This window comes from Streptomyces saintjeani (genome assembly GCF_055409605.1).
In genome coordinates this window covers 8,344,151-8,363,273 of the sequence record NZ_CP189624.1, presented here as the reverse complement: position 1 = coordinate 8,363,273, position 19,123 = coordinate 8,344,151, and the positions used below count along the sequence as shown (strand labels likewise).

General features: G+C 71.4%; 16 protein-coding genes. 11 read left to right on the top strand and 5 right to left on the bottom strand.

Going from position 1 to position 19,123, the window contains the following annotated elements:
• Positions 1-37: 37 nt before the first annotated feature.
• From ACQCO7_RS37305 to ACQCO7_RS37295, 3 genes are all read left to right on the top strand, one after another.
• Positions 38-724 carry a phosphatase PAP2 family protein gene (locus ACQCO7_RS37305; RefSeq protein WP_464075952.1) on the top strand — a complete coding sequence of 229 codons (687 nt, stop codon included), beginning with the start codon at positions 38-40 and terminating at the stop codon, positions 722-724.
• A gap of 90 nt (positions 725-814) precedes the next feature.
• Positions 815-1,504 (top strand): HAD family hydrolase, encoded by a 690-nt coding sequence (locus ACQCO7_RS37300; protein ID WP_464075951.1) that lies wholly within the window; start codon positions 815-817, stop codon positions 1,502-1,504.
• Between the two features lie 117 nt (positions 1,505-1,621).
• Positions 1,622-2,284 (top strand): TetR/AcrR family transcriptional regulator, encoded by a 663-nt coding sequence (locus tag ACQCO7_RS37295; RefSeq protein ID WP_464075950.1) that lies wholly within the window; start codon positions 1,622-1,624, stop codon positions 2,282-2,284.
• On the opposite strand, the gene ACQCO7_RS37290 is transcribed toward ACQCO7_RS37295, so the two are convergent.
• Entirely contained in the window at positions 2,269-3,774 is a 1,506-nt protein-coding gene (locus tag ACQCO7_RS37290; protein WP_464075949.1) for an LVIVD repeat-containing protein, read from the bottom strand. The two genes, ACQCO7_RS37295 and ACQCO7_RS37290, sit on opposite strands and share 16 nt — an antisense overlap.
• 179 nt (positions 3,775-3,953) lie before the next feature.
• Between ACQCO7_RS37290 and ACQCO7_RS37285 the strand changes: the two genes are divergently transcribed.
• Positions 3,954-4,601, top strand: coding sequence for a DUF305 domain-containing protein (locus ACQCO7_RS37285; RefSeq protein ID WP_464075948.1), 648 nt, complete (start codon positions 3,954-3,956; stop codon positions 4,599-4,601).
• A gap of 19 nt (positions 4,602-4,620) precedes the next feature.
• Here the strand turns inward: ACQCO7_RS37285 and ACQCO7_RS37280 are convergent, their stop codons facing one another.
• The gene (locus ACQCO7_RS37280; protein WP_464075947.1) at positions 4,621-5,079 is read right to left on the bottom strand and encodes a DUF6214 family protein; all 459 of its coding nucleotides are present in this window, start codon (positions 5,077-5,079) and stop codon (positions 4,621-4,623) included.
• Between the two features lie 180 nt (positions 5,080-5,259).
• Between ACQCO7_RS37280 and ACQCO7_RS37275 the strand changes: the two genes are divergently transcribed.
• Both ACQCO7_RS37275 and ACQCO7_RS37270 read left to right on the top strand, forming a co-directional pair.
• Positions 5,260-6,591 carry an FAD-dependent oxidoreductase gene (locus ACQCO7_RS37275; protein WP_464075946.1) on the top strand — a complete coding sequence of 444 codons (1,332 nt, stop codon included), beginning with the start codon at positions 5,260-5,262 and terminating at the stop codon, positions 6,589-6,591.
• Between the two features lie 103 nt (positions 6,592-6,694).
• Positions 6,695-8,020 carry a nucleobase:cation symporter-2 family protein gene (locus ACQCO7_RS37270; protein WP_464075945.1) on the top strand — a complete coding sequence of 442 codons (1,326 nt, stop codon included), beginning with the start codon at positions 6,695-6,697 and terminating at the stop codon, positions 8,018-8,020.
• Positions 8,021-8,081: 61 nt separating this feature from the next.
• On the opposite strand, the gene ACQCO7_RS37265 is transcribed toward ACQCO7_RS37270, so the two are convergent.
• Complete coding sequence (locus ACQCO7_RS37265) at positions 8,082-9,371, bottom strand: extracellular catalytic domain type 1 short-chain-length polyhydroxyalkanoate depolymerase (protein WP_464075944.1); 1,290 nt, start codon at positions 9,369-9,371, stop codon at positions 8,082-8,084.
• 342 nt (positions 9,372-9,713) lie between these two features.
• Here ACQCO7_RS37265 and ACQCO7_RS37260 point away from each other — a divergent pair, with 342 nt between their 5' ends.
• Both ACQCO7_RS37260 and ACQCO7_RS37255 read left to right on the top strand, forming a co-directional pair.
• Positions 9,714-10,682, top strand: a complete 969-nt coding sequence (locus ACQCO7_RS37260; protein WP_464075943.1) for a pectate lyase family protein — start codon at positions 9,714-9,716, stop codon at positions 10,680-10,682.
• A gap of 116 nt (positions 10,683-10,798) precedes the next feature.
• Positions 10,799-11,587: a pectate lyase gene (locus ACQCO7_RS37255; protein ID WP_464075942.1), complete on the top strand. Its 789-nt coding sequence runs from the start codon at positions 10,799-10,801 to the stop codon at positions 11,585-11,587.
• 329 nt (positions 11,588-11,916) lie between these two features.
• On the opposite strand, the gene ACQCO7_RS37250 is transcribed toward ACQCO7_RS37255, so the two are convergent.
• Complete coding sequence (locus tag ACQCO7_RS37250; protein ID WP_464075941.1) at positions 11,917-12,720, bottom strand: PaaX family transcriptional regulator C-terminal domain-containing protein; 804 nt, start codon at positions 12,718-12,720, stop codon at positions 11,917-11,919.
• A 75-nt stretch (positions 12,721-12,795) separates the two neighbouring features.
• Here ACQCO7_RS37250 and ACQCO7_RS37245 point away from each other — a divergent pair, with 75 nt between their 5' ends.
• Both ACQCO7_RS37245 and ACQCO7_RS37240 read left to right on the top strand, forming a co-directional pair.
• The gene (locus ACQCO7_RS37245) at positions 12,796-14,445 is read left to right on the top strand and encodes an acyl-CoA dehydrogenase family protein (RefSeq protein WP_464075940.1); all 1,650 of its coding nucleotides are present in this window, start codon (positions 12,796-12,798) and stop codon (positions 14,443-14,445) included.
• Positions 14,446-14,516: 71 nt separating this feature from the next.
• Complete coding sequence (locus ACQCO7_RS37240; protein WP_464075939.1) at positions 14,517-16,829, top strand: HEAT repeat domain-containing protein; 2,313 nt, start codon at positions 14,517-14,519, stop codon at positions 16,827-16,829.
• A gap of 256 nt (positions 16,830-17,085) precedes the next feature.
• Here the strand turns inward: ACQCO7_RS37240 and ACQCO7_RS37235 are convergent, their stop codons facing one another.
• Complete coding sequence (locus ACQCO7_RS37235) at positions 17,086-17,733, bottom strand: Rv1733c family protein (RefSeq protein WP_464075938.1); 648 nt, start codon at positions 17,731-17,733, stop codon at positions 17,086-17,088.
• Positions 17,734-18,006: 273 nt separating this feature from the next.
• Between ACQCO7_RS37235 and ACQCO7_RS37230 the strand changes: the two genes are divergently transcribed.
• On the top strand, positions 18,007-19,095 hold the full coding sequence (locus ACQCO7_RS37230; RefSeq protein WP_464075937.1) for a WD40/YVTN/BNR-like repeat-containing protein: 1,089 nt from the start codon (positions 18,007-18,009) through the stop codon (positions 19,093-19,095).
• Positions 19,096-19,123 lie beyond the last annotated feature (28 nt).

Genomic DNA, 19,123 nt, shown 5'->3' with positions numbered 1-19,123 from the left:
GTTCGCCTCCCCCACCCCCATCCGCGAGGATCGACCCATGCACCCCCCACCCCTCGCCTCCCCGCCCCGCCCTCAGACCCACCCCCCGGCCGCCCGCGCCGCCCTCCTGCTGGGCGCCTCCTTCGCCCTTCTCCTCACCCTGGTCTGGGCGGAGTGGCCCCCGATCCTCGACGCCGACGGCGAGGTCTCGCGCACCACGCACCGCTGGGCAGTCGACTCCCCCGCCCTCACGCAGGCGTCCCGCATCCTCACGGACTGGGTGTGGGACCCCCTGACGATGCGCCTGCTGCTCGGTGCGGTGGCCGTAGGGCTCGTGATCCGCTGGCACGCATGGGGCACAGCGCTGTGGCTCGGGGTCACCTCGGCCGTGGGGACGCTGATCCAGCAGGGCCTGAAGAGCGCCGTCGGCCGGGACCGCCCGGTCTGGCCCGACCCCCTCGACTCGGCCCACTACGCGGCCTTCCCCTCGGGCCACGCCCTCACCGCGACGGTCGCGTCCGGGCTTCTGCTCTGGCTCCTGCACGTGCACGGCTGCTCGCGCGCGGTGTGGCGCACGGCGGTCGCGGTCTCGGCGGTATCCGTCGCCGGTGTCGGCCTGACCCGGATCTGGCTGGGCGTGCACTGGCCGACGGACGTCCTAGGCGGCTGGCTGCTGGGCGCGCTGATCGTCGTAGCGGCGATCGAGGCGCACCGCCGCGTACTGAACGGCGACCCGCACCGCTGAACGCCCCGCCCCCGGTCGACGTCACCGCCCTCAACTGGCCCGCAGGTCAAGCACCCTGTGCCGACGGGACCCCCGGGTAGAGTCCAGCGCATGAGCGCAGTGCTGTTCGACTTCTCCGGGACCCTCTTCCGTATCGAGTCCACCGACTCCTGGCTCCGCGCGGTGGTAGAGGACGCCGGACTCGCCCTGCCCGAAGCCGAGTTGGCCGGATACGCGCGCGCCCTGGAGGAGGTGGGCGCGCTGCCCGGCGGCAAGGGAGAGGTGCGGGTGCCCAAGGAGCTGGCGGAGGTGTGGCGGGTGCGGGACGAGAGCGCCGAGGCGCACCGGGCCGCGTACACGGGCCTGTCCCGGCTGGTCCCGCTGCCCGACCCTGCGCTCCACGACGCGTTGTACGAGCGGCACATGCGGCCTGCCGCGTGGTCGCCGTACCCGGACGCGGCCGAGGTGCTGGGGGCCCTGCGGGCGCGGGACGTCAGGGTCGCGGTGGTGAGCAACATCGGGTGGGACCTGCGGCCGGTGTTCCGCGCACACGGTCTGGACCGGCTCGTCGACGCGTACATCCTGTCGTTCGAACACGGCGTGCAGAAGCCGGAGTCGAAGCTGTTCGCGATCGCCTGCGGGGCCCTCGGGGTCGAGCCGCGGTCGGCGGTGATGGTCGGGGACGACCGGCGGGCGGACGGCGGGGCAGCGGCGCTGGGCTGCCGGGTGCACTTCGTGGACCATCTGCCGGTGGCCGAACGGCCGGACGGGCTGCGGCCGTTGCTGCAATTCGTGGGCTGAGTACGGCCGGGCGGTCTTGTTCGGGCGATCCCCCGCATCGCCCGAACAAGACCGCCCGGCCCGTGTCACCGCGTCGATTATAGTTGGCTGCCGACCAGTCAACGCAGGAGTTACAGGATGTCCCCGCGCAGCGCATCGGTCAATGAGGAATTGCGGAGGCGTTCCCGTGAACGGCTGCTGCTGGCGGCCCTGGAGCTGGTCGGTGAGCGCGGGTACGACGCGACGACGCTCGGGGACATCGCGGACCGGGCCGGGTCGGCGCGCGGGCTGGTGTCGTACTACTTCCCGGGCAAGCGTCAGCTCGTGCAGTCGGCCGTGCACCGGCTCATGCACCGGACCTTGCAGGAGGCGCTGGAGAGCGAGCCGTGCGTCAAGGAGGGCGCGGAGCGGATGGCGCGGGCGATCGACGCGGTGCTGGGGCTGGCGAAGGACCGTCCCGTGCTGATGCGCCAGCACATGGCGGGGATGCTGGACACGGCCGGGTTCGTGCAGTGTCCCGAGCAGCGGCGGCTGGCGGAGCTGCTGCGCGACACGGTCGTCCGGCACGGCTCGCGGGACGTGGACACCGACTACCCGATGCTGCGTGTGCAGTTGATGGGCGCGGTGTACGGGATGGTGCTGCCGAACGTGCCGTTGGCGCTGGAGACGCTGCGGGCGGAGCTGTTCGCGCGGTACGGGCTGGAGTGGGAGCAGGGGTTCCCGCCGGACGCCGAGGCGCCCGGCGGGGTGCGCGACCTGGATCTGTCACGCTTCTTCGAGACGGATCACCAGCCGAAGTAGTCCGGCTGCGTCTGGACGTTGAGCTGGTCCAGCCGCACCCACCTGGCCGGATCCGTGCGCCGGTCGTCGATCCTGAGGACGTCGAAGCCGTTGCTGATGTCGTTCGAGTAGATGTAGCCGTTGTAGTAGTACGCGGACCACGAGCCGCCGCTGGTGAGGGTCGTGGCGTTGTCGGGGCCGCGCTCGAAGTAGGCGATCTCCCTGGGCCGGCTGGAGTCGGTGAACTCCCAGACCGAGACGCCCCCTTGGTACCAGGCCTGGACCATGATGTCGCGGCCCTTGACCGGGATCAGCGAGCCGTTGTGGGCAACGCAGTTCTCGGTGCTCGCCTGGTGGCGGGGGATCTTGTAGTAGCTGCGGAAGACAAGCTTGCGCTTCTCCCCCTTGCCGACGATGTCGTAGATGCCATCGGCGCCGCGGTTCGGGCCGATCTCGGCGTTGCAGGTGGCCGCCCCGCCGCCGCCCAACTCGTCGGTGAACACGACCTTGTTGGCCTTCTGGTTGAAGGTCGCCGAGTGCCAGAACGCGAAGTTGACGTTGTCCTGGACCTGGTCGATGATCTTCGGCCGCTCCGGGTCCTTGATGGACATCAGGATGCCGTCGCCCATGCAGGCGCCGGCCGCGAGGTCCAGCTCGGGCAGGGCGGTGAGGTCGTGGCAGCCGGTGGTCTTGGCGACGCCGGGGTTGGTGGGCGAGCCGGGGTTGCCGCCGCCGTCGGGGCCCTCACCGGGGAAGAGCACGGTGAAGTTCAGCATGGCCGCTTTTTCAGGGGCGTTGCGAGGCACCTTGATGATGGAGATGCCGTCGTGCGGGGGCTGGCAGTCCGGGTACGTCGCGTTCGGCGAGTACGAGGAGACGTAGAGGTAGATGTTCCTGCGCTCGGGCACCAGGGTGTGGGTGTGCGAGCCGCAGGGGGTCTCCACGGCGGCGATGTACTCGGGGTTGCGCTTGTCGCTGATGTCGAAGATCTTCATGCCCTCCCAGGACGACTTCTCGGTCGCCGGCTGGGTGGTGGAGTTGCAACTGGCGTCGCTGCGCGAGGAGTCCGTGGACAGGAACAGCAGGTCGCCCTCGACGGTGACGTCGTTCTGCGAGCCGGGGCACAGCACCTGGGCGACGGTCCTCGGGGCCTTCGGGTTGCTGATGTCGAAGATACGGAAGCCGTCGTAGTTCCCGGCGAACGCGTACCTGCCCTGGAAGGCGAGGTCGGAGTTCTTGTCGCGCAGCACGTCCTTGGGGACGTTGGCGAGGTGCTTGATGTTGGCCGAGTGGACGATCTCGCCGACACCGGGTATCTCCCCGGCGGCTATCGCCTCGGCGACCTCGGCCCGGTCGCTCTGGGACACCTTGCGCTCCGCGGCGGGCGAGTCCCCGGGGTCGGGGATCGCGAGCGCCGGGGCGGCGGTGAGCAGCGTGGCCAGCAGTCCGGTCACGCCGACCAGAACTCCCAGTCGTCTGCGCCGCGTTCGGGGCTCCTTCAACAGGATCACTGTGTCCTCCCTCGTCGCCGTTCCTCACGGAACGGTTCGCAGTCCCCGAAGTATCGTCTTAGTCATGCCCACACCAACAGATGGCAACAAGCTCGTCACATAACTTTTCGATCAGCGGGGCACAGATCCGTGCTAGGACGGTCACAGCTGTTCCAACTCACCTGCAACTGGAGGTCGTTGTGCGCTCTCGCCGCGCGTCCGTGGTCGCCGCCGCACTGGTGGCGCTCGTTCTGGCCGGCTGCGACTCGGGGTCGGACGACGAGCCGAAGGCGGCGCGCAGCGGGGGTCCGACGGTGCTCGTGCCGGGGATGCCTGGTGAGGCGAACCGGACGATGTCCGCCGAGGAGGCGGCCGGGCACCGGGCGCAGGACGACTCGCCCAACGCGGCGGACGTGTCGTACGCGCAGATGATGATCGTCCATCACGCGCAGGCGCTGGAGATGACCGCACTCGCCCCGGACCGCGCCGGGTCGGCGGCCGTGAAGGGGCTCGCGGAGCGGATCGCGGCGGCGCAGAAGCCCGAGATCGAGATGATGCGGGACTGGCTGACGTCCTCCAGGAAACCCCAGCAGGCGCAGGGCCATTCGGGCCACACGGCGATGCCGGGGATGGCGACCGCCGCCCAACTCGCCGAACTGCGCGGCAAGAAGGGCGCGGCGTTCGACAAGCTCTTCCTCACCCTGATGATCACCCACCACGAGGGGGCGATCACCATGGCGACGGACGTCAAGGCACAGGGGAACAACATCCAGGCGGAGGAGATGGCGGACGACGTCGTCGCCCAACAGGCCAGCGAGATCGCCCGGATGCGCACGATGCTTCAGTGACCGGCGTCAACTGACTTACTCAGCGCCTGACATGACGAGGCGTCAGGAATCCGGCGTCCCGCGCCTGCGCGATGAGCCCCAGCGAACGGCGCCTGCTGTGGCCGGTCGCGCCCATCACGGCGAGGACCGGGTCGGCGCCCTCCTCCTGGGCGGCCCGGTACTCCTGGGCGACGAGCCGGTGGCCCTCGGCGCCGCGCGGCCAGGCGGGGCGGGCGCGGCTCGGGCCGGTGTATCCGGGCCCGTCGTCACCCTCCCCGCCGCACATCTCGAACAGCGGGCCCTCGATCCAGTCGGCGAGGACGGCCAGGTCGACGAGGGACAGCGCGGGCTGGGCCTTGACGTCCTCGATGGAGACGTCGCCGTCGCGGACCACCGCGAGGACCTCGACCCACGCCCGGTCGGGGAAGGCCAGGCGGACGGTGTACCAGGCGGTCGCGCCGCCACTCTCCCGCACTTCCCACGCGGGCCACACGGACACCTCGGCGTCCTCGGCGGGGCGATCAGAAAGATTAAGAAAAGATGCTTCTAGCACACACGCAACGTAACCGCATCATCACATTCCATACGAAAAGACACGCACACCGGTCCGGCCCGGCACCCTGACAGCGCAGCACGCCCGGTGCCATCCTGGAGACCTCCCCCGCGTGAGGAGTTGCGCGTGCTGCGAGTCGCCGTCGTCGGTTCCGGGCCGAGCGGGGTCTACACCGCCCAGTCCCTGGTGGAGCGCGATCCCGAGGCCGTCGTCGATGTCCTGGACCGCCTGCCGTGCCCGTACGGCCTCGTCCGCTACGGCGTCGCCCCCGACCACGAGAAGATCAAGTCCCTCCAGAACACCCTGCGGACGGTCCTGGAGCACGACCGGGTCCGCTTCCTGGGCGGCGTCGAGGTCGGCCCGTCCGGTGTGACGGTCGTACGACTGCGCCAGGTGTACGACGCCGTCGTGTACTGCGTCGGCGCGGCGACCGACCGGCGGCTCGGGATCGACGGGGAGGAGCTGCCGGGAAGCTGGTCGGCGACGGAGTTCGTGTCCTGGTACAGCGCGCACCCCGACGCCGTCGCCGACGGCTTCCTGACCGGCGTCCGCTCGGCGGTCGTGATCGGGGTGGGGAACGTCGCGGTGGACGTGACGCGCATCCTGGCGCGCGGTGAGGCGGAGCTGAGCCCGACCGACATGCCGCAGTCGGCGCTGCTCGCGCTGGCGGACAGCGGGGTGCGCGAGGTGCACATGGTGGGCCGGCGCGGCCCTTCACAGGCGCGGTTCACGACCAAGGAACTGCGGGAGCTGGGGAGCCTGCCGGGGGTCGAAGTCTCGGTGGACGAAAGGGAGTCGGCGCTCGATCCGGGGTACGTCGACCCGTCCGGGCTGGCGGCGGCCCAGCGGCGGAACGTGGCGGCGCTGCGGGGGTGGGCCGCTTCCGGCGCGGGCGCGGCGAGCCGCCGTATCCGGCTGCGTTTCTTCCTGCGGCCGGTCGCGCTGCTGCCCGATGCGCGGGGGCGGGTGGGGGCCGTGCGGTTCGAGCGGACGCGGCCCGACGGGAGCGGGGGTGTGCGGGGGACGGGCCAATTCGAGGAGATCCGGGCCGAGTTGGTGCTGCGGTCGGTCGGGTATCGCGGGGTGCCGCCGGCGGGGCTGCCGTTCGACGACGCGCTCGGGACGGTGCCGCATACGGCCGGGCGGGTGCTGCGGGACGGGGTCGTGTCGCCGGGTGAGTACGTGGCGGGGTGGATCAAGCGGGGGCCGACGGGGGTGATCGGGACGAACCGGCCGTGCGCGAAGGAGACGGCGCTGTCGCTGCTGGCCGATATGACGGACCATCAACTTCCTGACCCGTTGCCGTTGTTGAGGGCGGACGGCGTGGAGCCGGTCGGGTGGGAGGGGTGGCGGGCGATCGAGCGGGCGGAGGCCGCGTGGGGTGCGTCGCTCGGGCGGGGTGTGGTGAAGCTGCCGGACTGGGCGGCGCTGCGGGCGGCGGCGTCCCCCGGCGCCTGATGCGCGGGATACAGAGCGGCAACACCACGGAAATCAACAATCTGTTCAACCGTCCTACGGTCACATCCTGCCGCTTTCCGTCCCCTTCCGCTCAGGAGCGCACATGACCGTCCACCCCGTCGACGAGGTGCCACCGATACGCCACCTGGCCGCCTTCGGCCTCCAGCACGTCCTCGCGATGTACGCGGGCGCGGTCGCCGTCCCACTGATCGTCGGCGGCGCGATGAAGCTCTCGGCGGCCGACCTGGCGTACCTGATCACCGCCGACCTCCTGGTGTGCGGCATCGCGACGCTGATCCAGTGCGTGGGGTTCTGGCGATTCGGCGTACGGCTGCCGATCATGCAGGGCTGTACGTTCGCGGCGGTGTCGCCGATGGTGCTGATCGGTACGACGGGCGGTGGACTCCCCGCGATCTACGGCTCGGTGATCGTGGCCGGGCTCGCGATCATGCTGCTGGCACCGGTGTTCGGGAAGCTGCTGCGGTTCTTCCCGCCGCTGGTGACCGGGACGGTGATCCTCGTCATCGGCCTGTCGCTGCTGCCGGTCGCGGGCAACTGGGCTGCGGGCGGGGTCGGTTCGGCGGACTTCGGGGCGCCGAAGAACATCGGGCTGGCCGCGTTCGTCCTCGCGGTCGTCCTGCTCGTCCAGCGGTTCGGGCCGCCCTTCCTGAGCCGGATCGCGGTGCTCGCCGGGATCGCCGTCGGGCTCGCGGTCGCCGTCCCCTTCGGGTTCACGGACTTCGGCGGGGTCGGGGACGCCGACTGGGTCGGGATCAGTACGCCGTTCCACTTCGGGGCGCCGGTGTTCGAGGCGTCGGCGATCATCTCGATGCTGGTCGTGGCCGTGGTGACGATGACCGAGACGACCGGTGACCTGATCGCGGTCGGCGAGCTCACCGGCCGTGAGGTGAAGGAGAGTTCGCTCGCGGACGGGCTGCGCGCGGACGGCCTGTCGACCGTCCTCGGCGGGGTGTTCAACACGTTCCCGTACACGGCGTACGCGCAGAACGTGGGGCTGGTCGGGATGACGCGGGTGCGCAGCCGGTGGGTCGTCGCGGCTGCGGGCGGGATGCTCGTCGTCCTCGGGCTGCTGCCCAAACTGGGCGCGGTGGTCGCCGCCGTACCGGCGCCCGTGCTGGGCGGAGCGGGGCTCGCGATGTTCGGGACGGTCGCCGCGAGCGGTCTGCGCACGCTGGCCGGGGTGGACTTCCGCGACAACCACAACCTGACCGTCGTCGCCGTGTCGGTCGCGGTGGGGCTGCTGCCGGTCGGGGTGCCGACGGTCTACGCGAAGTTCCCCGACTGGTTCCAGACGGTCATGAACAGCGGGATCAGCGCGGGGTGCCTGACGGCGATCGTCCTCAACCTGCTCTTCAACCACCTTCCCTCGAAGGCGAGTTCACCGGTCGCCGCGCGGGCGGACGGCTGACGTCCAGCGGTCGAAGCCGGGAAGTCACAGGACTCCCCGGCTTCTTGACGTCCTGTCAGTTCTACGAGCAGGCCGTGCCGTTGAGGGTGAAGGCGCTCGGCGCCGCCGAGTTACCGGTGTGGTTGGCCTGGTAGCCGACGGTCACGGACGCGCCGGGCGCGAGCGCCGCGTTGTACGTCACGTTCGTGGCCGTCACCGCGCCGGAGGCGGGCGCGTACGTCGCTCCCCAGCCGCTGGTGATGGTCTGGCCGGCGGGGAGGGTGAAGGCGAGGCGCCAGCCGTTGACCGCGGCGGTGGCGGTGTTGGTGATGGTCACGGAGTTGGTGAGGCCGGTGTTCCAGGCGTTGACGCTGGAGGTCACCTTGCAGGGCCCGGCGGGCGGGTTGGGGTTGCCGGGTCCGCCGGGGTCGGGGGTGAGGCCGAAGAAGGTGAGGACGCGGGCGCCCATGCCGGCGGCGTACACGTTGTGGCCGGTCTGGATGCTGATCGCCTCGACGGGGGCCCGGTCACCGGTGGAGCCGTAGCGGGTGCGGGTCCAGCCGTTGGGCGAGTCGGTCGCGGTCGGGGTCTGGGTCAGGCCGTGGACGTTGGTCCACTGCTTGATCTCCTCGCCGAAGTTGGGGTAGCGCAGGGTGTCGTCCTGGGTGCCGTGCCACAGCTGCATGCGCGGCCGGGGGCCGGTGTAGCCGGGGTAGGCGCCGCGGACGAGGTCGCCCCACGCCTGCGGGGTGCGGATGATCGTGCCGTTCGCGCAGTCGCTGTTCCACTCGGAGCCGTTCGTGGTGGCGAAGCAGGCGAAGGGGACGCCCGCGAAGGCGGCGCCGGCCGCGAAGACGTCCGGGTAGTCGCCGAGCAGGACGTTCGTCATCATCGCGCCGGACGACATGCCGGTGACGAAGATCTTGCCGGTGTCCGCCGCGTAGTTGGTGACGGCCCAGTCGACCATCGACTTGATGCCGACGGGGTCGCTGCCGCCGCCGCGCTTGAGGGCCTGCGGGGAGGCGACGTCCCAGCACTTGCTGGCGCGGGTCACCGACGGGTACACGACGACGAAGCCGTACTGGTCGGCGAGGGACCTGTACTCGCTGCCGTTGTACATGTCGGTCGCGGAGCCGCCGCACCAGTGCACGGCGACGATGACCGCCGGGTGCGCGCTGACGTTGGCCGGGGCGTACGCCCACATGCGGAGGTTGCTGGGGTTGGCGCCGAAGCCGGTGACCTCGGTGAAGGTCGCGGGCGGCACGGGTGCGGCGGAGGCGGGCGGCGGGGCGAGGAACAGCGCCGCCAGCAGCACGGCGAGCGCTGTGAGCGCCGAACGCAGCACCGTGCGGGGGGAGTTGAGGGTGGACACGGGTCGGTCCCTTCTGGTCACGGCTCGGGGACGGGTCAGCGGGTGAAGTGCGGTCGCGTCGGCAGGGCGCGGCCCAGGCGGTCGTCCGATTCGCATGGTGGCATGGGCACGCCACCCCATGGAAGCGCTCCCACGCTTCTTTCGGGACTTTCGGAGCCGACCGGATCCGTTCTGCGCGAGGCGTTGACCAGAAAGCGCTTACCCTCTACGTTCCGTTCAGTGATGTGACCGAGCCGCGCTCCAGTTCCCCCCAAAGGCCGCATCATTCCCACGCCAGCGCTCAACATCACGTTTCTTGTTCAAGGATATGTACAACCATGCCCTCGTGAAGGGACGCCCCCCATGCGTACGCATCCCCTGTCCCGCAGAACCGCACAGGCCGCACTGGCGGCGGCGCTGACCGCCGCGCTTGCCGTCACCCTCCCCCACCCCGCCGGGGCGGCGGAGTCCTCGCCCGTCGGGTTCGGCGCCGGGACGACCGGTGGCGGCAGCGCCCCGGCGGTCACCGTCTCGACCCTGGACGCGTTCAAGTCGGCGGTGACCGGCGGTACTTCGAAGGTCGTGCGGGTCAACGGCCTGATCACGCTGAGCGGTCAGGTCGATGTCGGGTCCAACACGACGGTTCTGGGCGTCGGTTCGTCGTCCGGATTCACCGGTGGCGGGCTGCGGCTGAAGAACGTCACGAACGTCGTGATCCGCAACCTCGCCATCAGCAAGCCGCTGGCTCCCGCCGACGGCATCGAGGTGCAGCGCTCGACGAAGGTGTGGATCGACCACAACTCCTTCTCCGCCGACCGCAGTCACGACAAGGACCACTACGACGGCCTGCTCGACGTCAATCACGGCTCGGACCACGTCACCGTGTCCTGGAACACCTTCAAGGACCACTTCAAGGGGTCGCTCGTCGGGCACAGCGACAAGAACTCCGCCGAGGACACCGGGCACTTGAGGGTGACGTACCACCACAACCTGTTCAGCGACGTGTACTCGCGGATCCCCAGCCTGCGGTTCGGGACCGGGCACTTCTATGACAACTACGTCACCGGCGCGGAGACCGGCGTGCACTCGCGGATGGGCGCGCAGATGCTCGTCGAGAACAACGTCTTCCGGAACACGAAGATCGCGGTGACGACGAGTCAGAGCAGCGACGTCGACGGGTTCGCGAACCTGCGCGGCAACGATCTCGGGGGCGCGGTGACCGAGGTGTCGCGGACCGGGTCGTTCACGGCGCCGCCGTACGCGTACACCGCCGAGCCGGCGTCGTCCGTGGTGGCGTCGGTGTCGGCGGGGGCGGGGGCCGGGAAGCTCTGACGCTTCCCCGCTCGGTGGCGGCTCCCGCATCTCCGTGGCGGTGCCTCGAAAGTTTCCCCCTCGAAGCGCCTTCGTGGCGGCGCTTCTCTCCCCAACAGGAAGAAGGCATACGGGACATGACCTCTTTAGCGCGCGCAGCAGGCGGCGGCCTCGCCGCCCTCTCGCTCTCGTTTGGCATGATCATGACTAGTGGTGCGGCCTCCCCCGTGCAGGCGGCGACCTGGCCGTCGGCCAACGGGAGTCAGGCCGTCACCGCGACGATCCCGGTCTCCGGCACCAAGGACTACGGGATGAAGCGGCTCTACGGCAGCGGCGACCTCGGCACCGGCGGGCAGAACGAGGACCAGGACCCGATCCTCGAACTCGCCGCCGGGGCCGTCCTGAAGAACGTCATCATCGGCGCGCCCGCCGCCGACGGCATCCACTGCAAGGGCGCCTGCACACTCCAGAACGTCTGGTGGGAGGACGTCGGCGAGGACGCCGCGACCTTCCGGGGCTCGTCCTCCTCCAACGTCTACACCGTCTCCGGCGGGGGCGCACGCTCCGCCAGCGACAAGGTGTTCCAGTTCAACGGCGCCGGGACGCTCAACGTGTCCAACTTCGCCGTCCAGAACTTCGGCACCTTCGTGCGGTCCTGCGGCAACTGCTCGACGCAGTACAAGCGGACCGTCAACCTCAACTCCATCGAGGCGACCTACTCCGGCGGCAGGCTCGTCGGCATCAACACCAACTACGGCGACAGCGCGACCCTGCGGGGCATCACCATCGTCGGCGACAGCAGCCGCAAGATCGTGCCCTGCCAGAAGTACATCGGCAACAACACGGGCAAGGAACCGACGACCAACGGCTCCGGCCCGGACGGCACGTACTGCAAGTACGCGACGTCGGACATCACGTACCGGTAGTCCTCCCACGGGATACCCGGCCGCACGCAACACACCCGCACGGCGTTGCGCGCGGCCGGGGTTCGGGGGTGCGGGGTTTCCGGAGGTTCGGGTGGTGAGGTGACGGGTCGCAGGAACCGGAAGGCCGGGGCCGGAAGGCCGGGGCCGGAAGGCCGGGGCCGGAAGGCCGGGGCCGGAAGGCCGGGGCCGGGAGTTGTGAGGGGGTTCCGGGGCCGTCGCTCGGTGCGCCGCCCCGGGCCTGCCGTTCGGCGCGGCGCGGCTGTCGCGGCGCGAACAGGGTCGGCACGGGCTGAGCGCCGTCCTCGGTGTGCGCTCCTGCGCGTGTGCCCTCACTTCGCCCGTCGTGCTCCCTCCGTCTCCCGGCTTCGCCCCGTGCCCGTCGCGTTCTCGGCGTTCCGTTCGCCGGGGAGTTGGGGCGCGAACTCCTGGCGGTAGTCGGCGTAGGCCCTGCGCAGGGCCTCTCCAGGCCAGCCGGGGGGCAGGAGGGCCGGGGGGAGGACGGGGTCGGAGAGGAGGTGGCGGACTACTGCGGTGAAGGTGGTGAAGCGGTCGGCGGGGGTCGTGGAGCGGTCGGTGTGGCGGAGGAGGGTCGTGCCGGTGGTCTTCCAGTCCGTCAACGGCCAGAGGGTCGCCGCGAGTTCCCGGGACGGGTTCGTCGGGCGTGTCGTGAAGTGGTGGGTCAGCCGGGCGAGGTGGGCGGGCCAGGGGCGCAGGAGGGTCGCCGGGCGCAGCCAGACGCCCTCGCGGAGTTCCGCCAGGCGCAGGGCCGTCAGGTCGGCCCGGAGTTCCGCTCGTTCCGCCGCCGGGCGGCCCGTCGTCGTGATGACGGCCATCTCCCAGTCGCCGGTCCACGCGCGCGTGCGCGGGTGCAGCGCCTCGTCCTGGCGCCGGCGGCGTTCGAGGAGGCGGTCGCTGAGGCCGTACACCGCGTCCGCGCAGCGCAGGTCGCCGGCGGCGGTCATCCGGCTGAGGGCGGCGCGGAGGGTGGACCCGCCGATGCCGAACGGCTCGACGAGGCGTACGAGTTCCCGCACCGGCAGTTCGGGCGGCTGCGCGCCGAGCAGCAGGCTCAGGACGACCGACCGGGCGGACAGCGGCCGTAGCCCCGTCTCCGCCGAAACCTCCCTGCGCATGGGCACGTACTCTACGGCCCACCTCTTCATGTTGCACTATTGCGACAGTCGCAGCAAAGGCGCAACATGGACGGCATGTCATCGACGCCCGCTCCGTCCGCCACCCACGACGTCACGAACCAGCCGCCGCCCCTCGCCCCCTACGACGCCTCGGCGGACCCCGCCCTCCTGGAGGGCCTGCGCCGCGAGGGCGCGGCGTGGGCCGAGGCGGACGTACGCGCGCTGGGCCGCCGCGCGGGGAGCGTCGAGGCGCAGGAGTGGGGCGACCTGGCCAACCGCCACGAGCCGACCCTGCGCACGCACGACCGCTACGGACACCGCGTGGACGAGGTCGACTTCCACCCGAGCTGGCACTCCCTGATGGACGTCGCCGTCTCCGAGGGCCTCGCGGGCTCCGCGTGGGCGGACGACCGCCCCGGCGCGCACGTCGCGCGTACGGCGGGCGGCCTCGTGTGGAACCACACCGAGGCGGGCCACGGCTGCCCGGTCTCGATGACGTACGCCGCCGTCCCGGCCCTGCGCCACCAGCCGGACCTCGCGAAGGTGTACGAACCGCTGCTCACCGCGCGCGCGTACGAACCCGGCCTGCGCGTGCCGACGGAGAAGCGCGGCATCCTCGCCGGCATGGGCATGACCGAGAAGCAGGGCGGCTCGGACGTCCGGACGAACACGACGACGGCCACGCCGACCGCCGAGCCCGGCGTGTACGTCCTGCGCGGGCACAAGTGGTTCACGTCGGCCCCCATGTGCGACGTCTTCCTCGTGCTGGCCCAGGCGCCCGACGGCCTGTCCTGCTTCCTCGTCCCGCGCGTCCTGCCCGACGGCACCCGCAACCCGTTCCGGATCCAGCGCCTCAAGGACAAGCTCGGCAACCGCTCCAACGCGTCCTCCGAGCCCGAGTTCGACGGCACCGTCGGCTGGCTCGTCGGGCCCGAGGGGCAGGGCGTGAAGACCATCATCGACATGGTCAACTGCACGCGCCTGGACTGCGTGATGGCGACGGCGACCCTGATGCGCAAGACCCTCGTCGAGGCCGGCCACCACGTCCGCCACCGCACCGCGTTCGGCGCGCGCCTGCTGGACCAGCCCCTCATGCGCAACGTCCTCGCCGACCTCGCGCTCGAATCCGAGGCCGCGACGACGCTCACCCTGCGGCTCGCGGGCGCCGCCGACCGCGCCGCGCGCGGGGACGCCGGTGAGCGGGCCTTCCGCCGCCTCGCCACCGCCGTCGGCAAGTACTGGGTCACCAAGCGCGGGCCCGCGTTCACCGCCGAGGCCCTGGAGTGCCTGGGCGGCAACGGGTACGTCGAGGACTCCGGCATGCCCCGCCACTACCGGGAAGCCCCCCTGCTGTCCATCTGGGAGGGCTCCGGCAACGTCAACGCGCTCGACGTCCTGCGCGCGCTGACCCGTGATCCGGCCACCGCCGAGGCGTACGACACGGAACTCGCCCTCTCCCGTGGGGCGGACGCCCGCCTCGACGCGGCCCACGCGCGCGTACGGCGTCTGGCGGCCACCGCCTCCCCCTCCCAGGCCCGCCGTGTCGTCGAGACCATGGCCCTCACCCTCCAGGCGTCCCTCCTCGTCCGGCACGCGCCGCCCGCCGTCGCCGACGCGTTCTGCGCGAGCCGGCTCGACGGGGACTGGGGGCACTCCTTCGGTACCCTCCCCGACTCCGCCGACCTCACCGCGATCCTCGACCGCGCGCTTCCCTCCGGGCTCTGACATCCCGTTACCTCTGAGTCACCCCTCGGCTCCGCATCGTTGTCAGTGGCGTGGTGCACACTCGTGATCAGGTGGCACTTCTGACACACCGTCCGGGGGAGGACCAGGTGTTCACGGGGATCGACGAGGTCGACTGGACCTCACTGCACCACGCACACGGCGACGCCGGGGACGTACCCGGCTGGCTGCGGGCGCTGGCTTCCGAGGAGCGGAGCGAGCGGGAAGCGGCGCTGGACGCGTTGTACGGGGCTGTGCATCACGAGGACGGGGTGTACGACTCGGCACTGGCGGCGGTGCCGTTCTTGCTGGCGGTGGCCGCGCGGGAGGGGGGCGGGGATCGGGCGGGGGTGCTGGAGTTGTTGTTGAGCATTGGGGAGGAGGGTGCTTCTGGCTGGGCGGGTGGTTCGGGGGCGGCTGCCGTTCGTGCGGGGGGCGAGTTGTTTGTTGCGCTCACCCTTGATTCCGATCCTGCCGTTCGGCGTGCTGCCGTCACCGGGGTCGTGCGGTTTCTGGACGATCCCTCGCGGGTACTGCCGCTTCTGAGCCGGCGGCTGCGCTTCGAGCGGGACGACGATGCGCTGATCGCCGCCGCCGAGGCCGTCGGGCTCTTCGTGCGGCGGCATCCCGCGTACGCGGGCGAGGCGGTCGCGCTCCTCACCACGTACCTTCCCTCGCCCAACCCGCCCGTCCTGCGCCTCGCCGTCCTCGGTCAACTCGCCGCGTACGCGCCTGATCGGCTCCCGCCCGACCTGGTCGCCCTCACGACGCGGCTCCTGCGGGAACGGTCGTCGCAGTCCACGCGCGCGTGGGAGTCGCCGGGCGCGGAGCAGACACTCACGGGGCGGTTGCGCCGGCTGCGGCCGTCCGACGAGCAGGGCGCGCATCTGATGCGTACGCTGCACAGCGCCCTCGCCGACGACGTCCCCACCCGAACAGCCCTCCTCCGGGCCCAACTCCGCCTCCCCTCCCCCACGGACCGTTGCAACGCCGTGCTGCTCTCCGCCGGGTTCATCCGGGAGTGGCGTGCGGACCACTCGGGGCTCGTCGCGCTGATCGGGGAGCAACTGGTGGCTGAGGAGGGGCGGTTGCGCGATGCGGCTGTGTCTGTGCTCGGGGGGTTGTTCGGGGTGGGGACGCCTGCTGCGGACCGGTTGCACTCGCTGGTGGTGGGGCGGCCTGAGGGGTGGGTCGAGAGGTGGAGGGCGGGGGTTGGGACGGGGTTGGTGAAGGTGGCGGATTCGGGCGGTGGTGTGGAGGTGGGCGGAGGGTTGACGCGGTTCGGAGGGGCGGGGGTGAGGGGGCTGGGCGGTTCCGTGGCGTCCCGTGCGGTGTCCCCCGTTGGGGAGGTGGTGCCTAGTGGGGTGAGTGGTTCGGCTGGGTTCGGAGGGGTGGGCGGATCTGAGGGGCCGGCGGTTTCCGGAGAGGGCGCCGAGGTGGGTGAGGTTGGGCCCGAAAGGGCTGGAGGGGGTGGGTCGGATACGGCCTCCGGGGGTGGGGTTCGGGGGGTTGTCGTGCTTGGAGGGGCCTTGCTTGCGTTGGCTCGGTGTGGGGATCGGCGGGCTGTGGGTGTGTTGGGGGAAGTGTTGCGTGGCGGGGAGTTGCCTCGTCATGCTGCGGCCGTGGTGCCGTATTTGGGGGCGGGGGGAGCCTCGCTCGCGCCTGTCTTGCAGCGGCATTTGGAAGTTGTGCCGCTTGAGCAGCCCGAGTCGGGGGAGGTTGTCCGGGGGTTGCTCGTCGCCGTCGGGGGGTTGCGGGATCCGGACGCCGTGCCTGGGGTGGTGCGGGTGCTGGAGCGTGGGGTTGCCGGGCTTGTCGAGGCGGCGTTCGGGGCGTTGGAGGCGATGGGGAGTGCCGCGCGGGAGGCTCTGCCGGTCGTACGGGACGCGTTGCGCGGCGTACACAAGGGGGCTGCGGCGGCGGCGCTTTGGGCGATCGAGCCGGACGTGTCCCTCGTACTCCCGGTGCTGCTCGACGAGTTGAGCAGCAGCTCCGACCCCCACCACCGTGCCCTCACAGCCCACCGTCTGTCCCACCTGGGCCCTGCGGCCCGCCCCGCGCTGCCCCACCTGAGGCGTCTCGTGACCGACTCCCTCGACACGTGGGAACGAGTCTCGGCGGCCTGCGCGATCACCTCTGTCACCGGCGAGATCGAGGGCGAGGTGAACACCGTCCTACGGTCCGCTTGGCAGTCGCATCCCCACACCCGCGTACCCATAGCGACGACCCTGACGAACCTCACCCCCGAAGCCGCCGCACCTCTACTCGACCTGGCGACAACGGAGTTGACCCACCGACGCCGCCACACGACCGGGCCGGGCGGACAGACCATCGTCCAGGACGAGAACCTACTGGCCCTGTGCCGAAGCCTGACGGCACACCTCTGAACCCCGGTTCCCAACCTCACACACCCCGACCACCGCCGCACCGGTCGAGCCTGAGGGCCGAGAAGGGCAGGGAGCGACGGAGAGGGGCTGGAGCTTGTTACATGGGGTGGTGAGTTGATCCGGCGCTGGGGTCCCCGCCCCGACAGCTCAGCACCCCGCGACACCGAACCAACCCATCGGCACCGACCCGAGCCACCACCCGCCAGCACCCCCGCCCCAGCCCGCCACCGGCACGACCAGACACAGCCCCCGCCCCTCACCCCGTCTGCCGCCTCCCCCACAGCGGATCGAACCGAGCCCAGTCCGCCCCCCACTGATCCATCCTCCGCCGCTCCAGCCGCCCCCGCAGGAGCCGGCCGGTGATGAAGGGGACCGCCGCCGTCGCGGTGCCCGCGAGGGTGCCGACCAGGGTGGAGCGCAGGCGGGCCTGGGAAGGGGTGGTCGGCTCGGTGACGAGGCGGCCCTGGGCGTCGGTCCAGACCTGGACGTGCGTGCCCGCGGAGCTGCCTGCCGGGACCCGGACCTGGCCGGAGTGGGGTATCCCGTCGGGCCCGGGCCAGGTGACCTTGGTCCAGAGCTGCTCCGTACGGGCGGGGCTCTGCGGATCGGCGGACGGCGGCGGAGCCGACTCCGTGAGGGTCCCCTCGACCGTGTGCCACTCCGCGCGCTCGCGCGCGAGCCCCCGTTCCATGCTGTCCGCGGCGGCCCACCCGGCGAGAACCCCGGTCAGGACGGCGAACACCCACGCCCCGAGCAGCACCCACGCCTCGACGACGTCGGAACGCCGTCTGAGGGGATTGCGCCGCCAGCGCCACAGCAGCACCCGCGCCCGCCGATCACGCCACACCGACCCCTGCGGACGCCGATCGCGCCACAGCCACATCCCCGGACCACGGAACGCCATCGCAGGCTTCCTCCTCATGAGCGCGCGAACATCCCCCGACCGCACTTCCATACGAAGCGAGCCGCCCGGATGCTCAGGGCGAGTCGTGTGACCCGACGTTCCCACGCACCCCGCCACCCGCGCAGGCGTCCGCCGGAATGTGCCCGAGGAGAGGTGCTCGAATCTCTGTCCGACACCGTTGACCTGCGGCGATGCGGACTCCGGAGGTGACTGTCAGTGGCGGGGTGCAGACTGGCCGGTGCTGGGACAAAGACGTCGCGGAGGTGACCGGAAATGACCGAGGTACTGCTCGCCGTGGGAACCCGCAAGGGCCTGTTCATCGGGCGCAGAAAAAGCGGCACGGAGTGGGAGTTCGACGAGAGCCCGTACTTCAACGCGCAGGCGATCTACTCGGTCGCCATCGACACGAGGGACGCATCGCCGCGCCTCCTGGCCGGCGGCGACAGCGCGCACTGGGGCCCGTCGGTGTTCCACTCGGACGACCTGGGGCGGACATGGACGGAACCGGCGAAGCCGGCGGTGAAGTTCCCGCAGGACACGGATGCCTCGCTGGAGCGCGTCTGGCAACTGCACCCGGCGGCGGCCGAACCGGGCGTGGTGTACGCGGGCACGGAACCGGCGGCGCTGTACCGCTCGGAGGACCGGGGCGAGAGCTTCGAGCTGGTCCGGCCGCTGTGGGAGCACCCGACGCGCTCGAAGTGGGTCCCGGGCGGCGGCGGTGAGGGCCTGCACACGGTCCTGACGGACGCCCGCGACCCGCGCGCGGTGACGGTCGCGGTGTCGACGGCGGGCGTGTTCCGTACGACGGACGGCGGGGCGAGCTGGGCGCCGTCCAACTCGGGCGTCTCGGCGGTGTTCCTGCCGGACCCGGACCCGGAGTTCGGCCAGTGCGTGCACAAGGTCTCGCGGGACGCGGCGGACCCGGACCGGCTGTACCTCCAGAACCACTGGGGCGTGTACCGCAGCGACGACGGGGGCGCGCACTGGAAGGACATCGGCGCGGGGCTGCCGTCGACGTTCGGCTTCGCGGTCGCCGCGCACCCGCACCGGGGCGGTACGGCGTACGTCTTCCCGATCACGGCGGACGCCGACCGGGTCCCGGCGGACCACCGCTGCCGGGTGTTCCGTACGACGGACGCGGGCGAGACGTGGGAGCCGCTGAGCGCGGGCCTCCCGCAGGCCGCGCACTACGGCACGGTGCTGCGGGACGCGCTGTGCACGGACGACGCGGACCCGGCGGGTGTCTACTTCGGCAACCGCAACGGCGAGGTGTTCGCGTCGGCCGACGAGGGGGACACGTGGCGGCAGCTGGCGTCGCATCTGCCGGATGTGCTGTGTGTCCGGGCGGCGGTGGTGGGGTGAGGACGACGTCCGAGAGGACCGGGCCCGC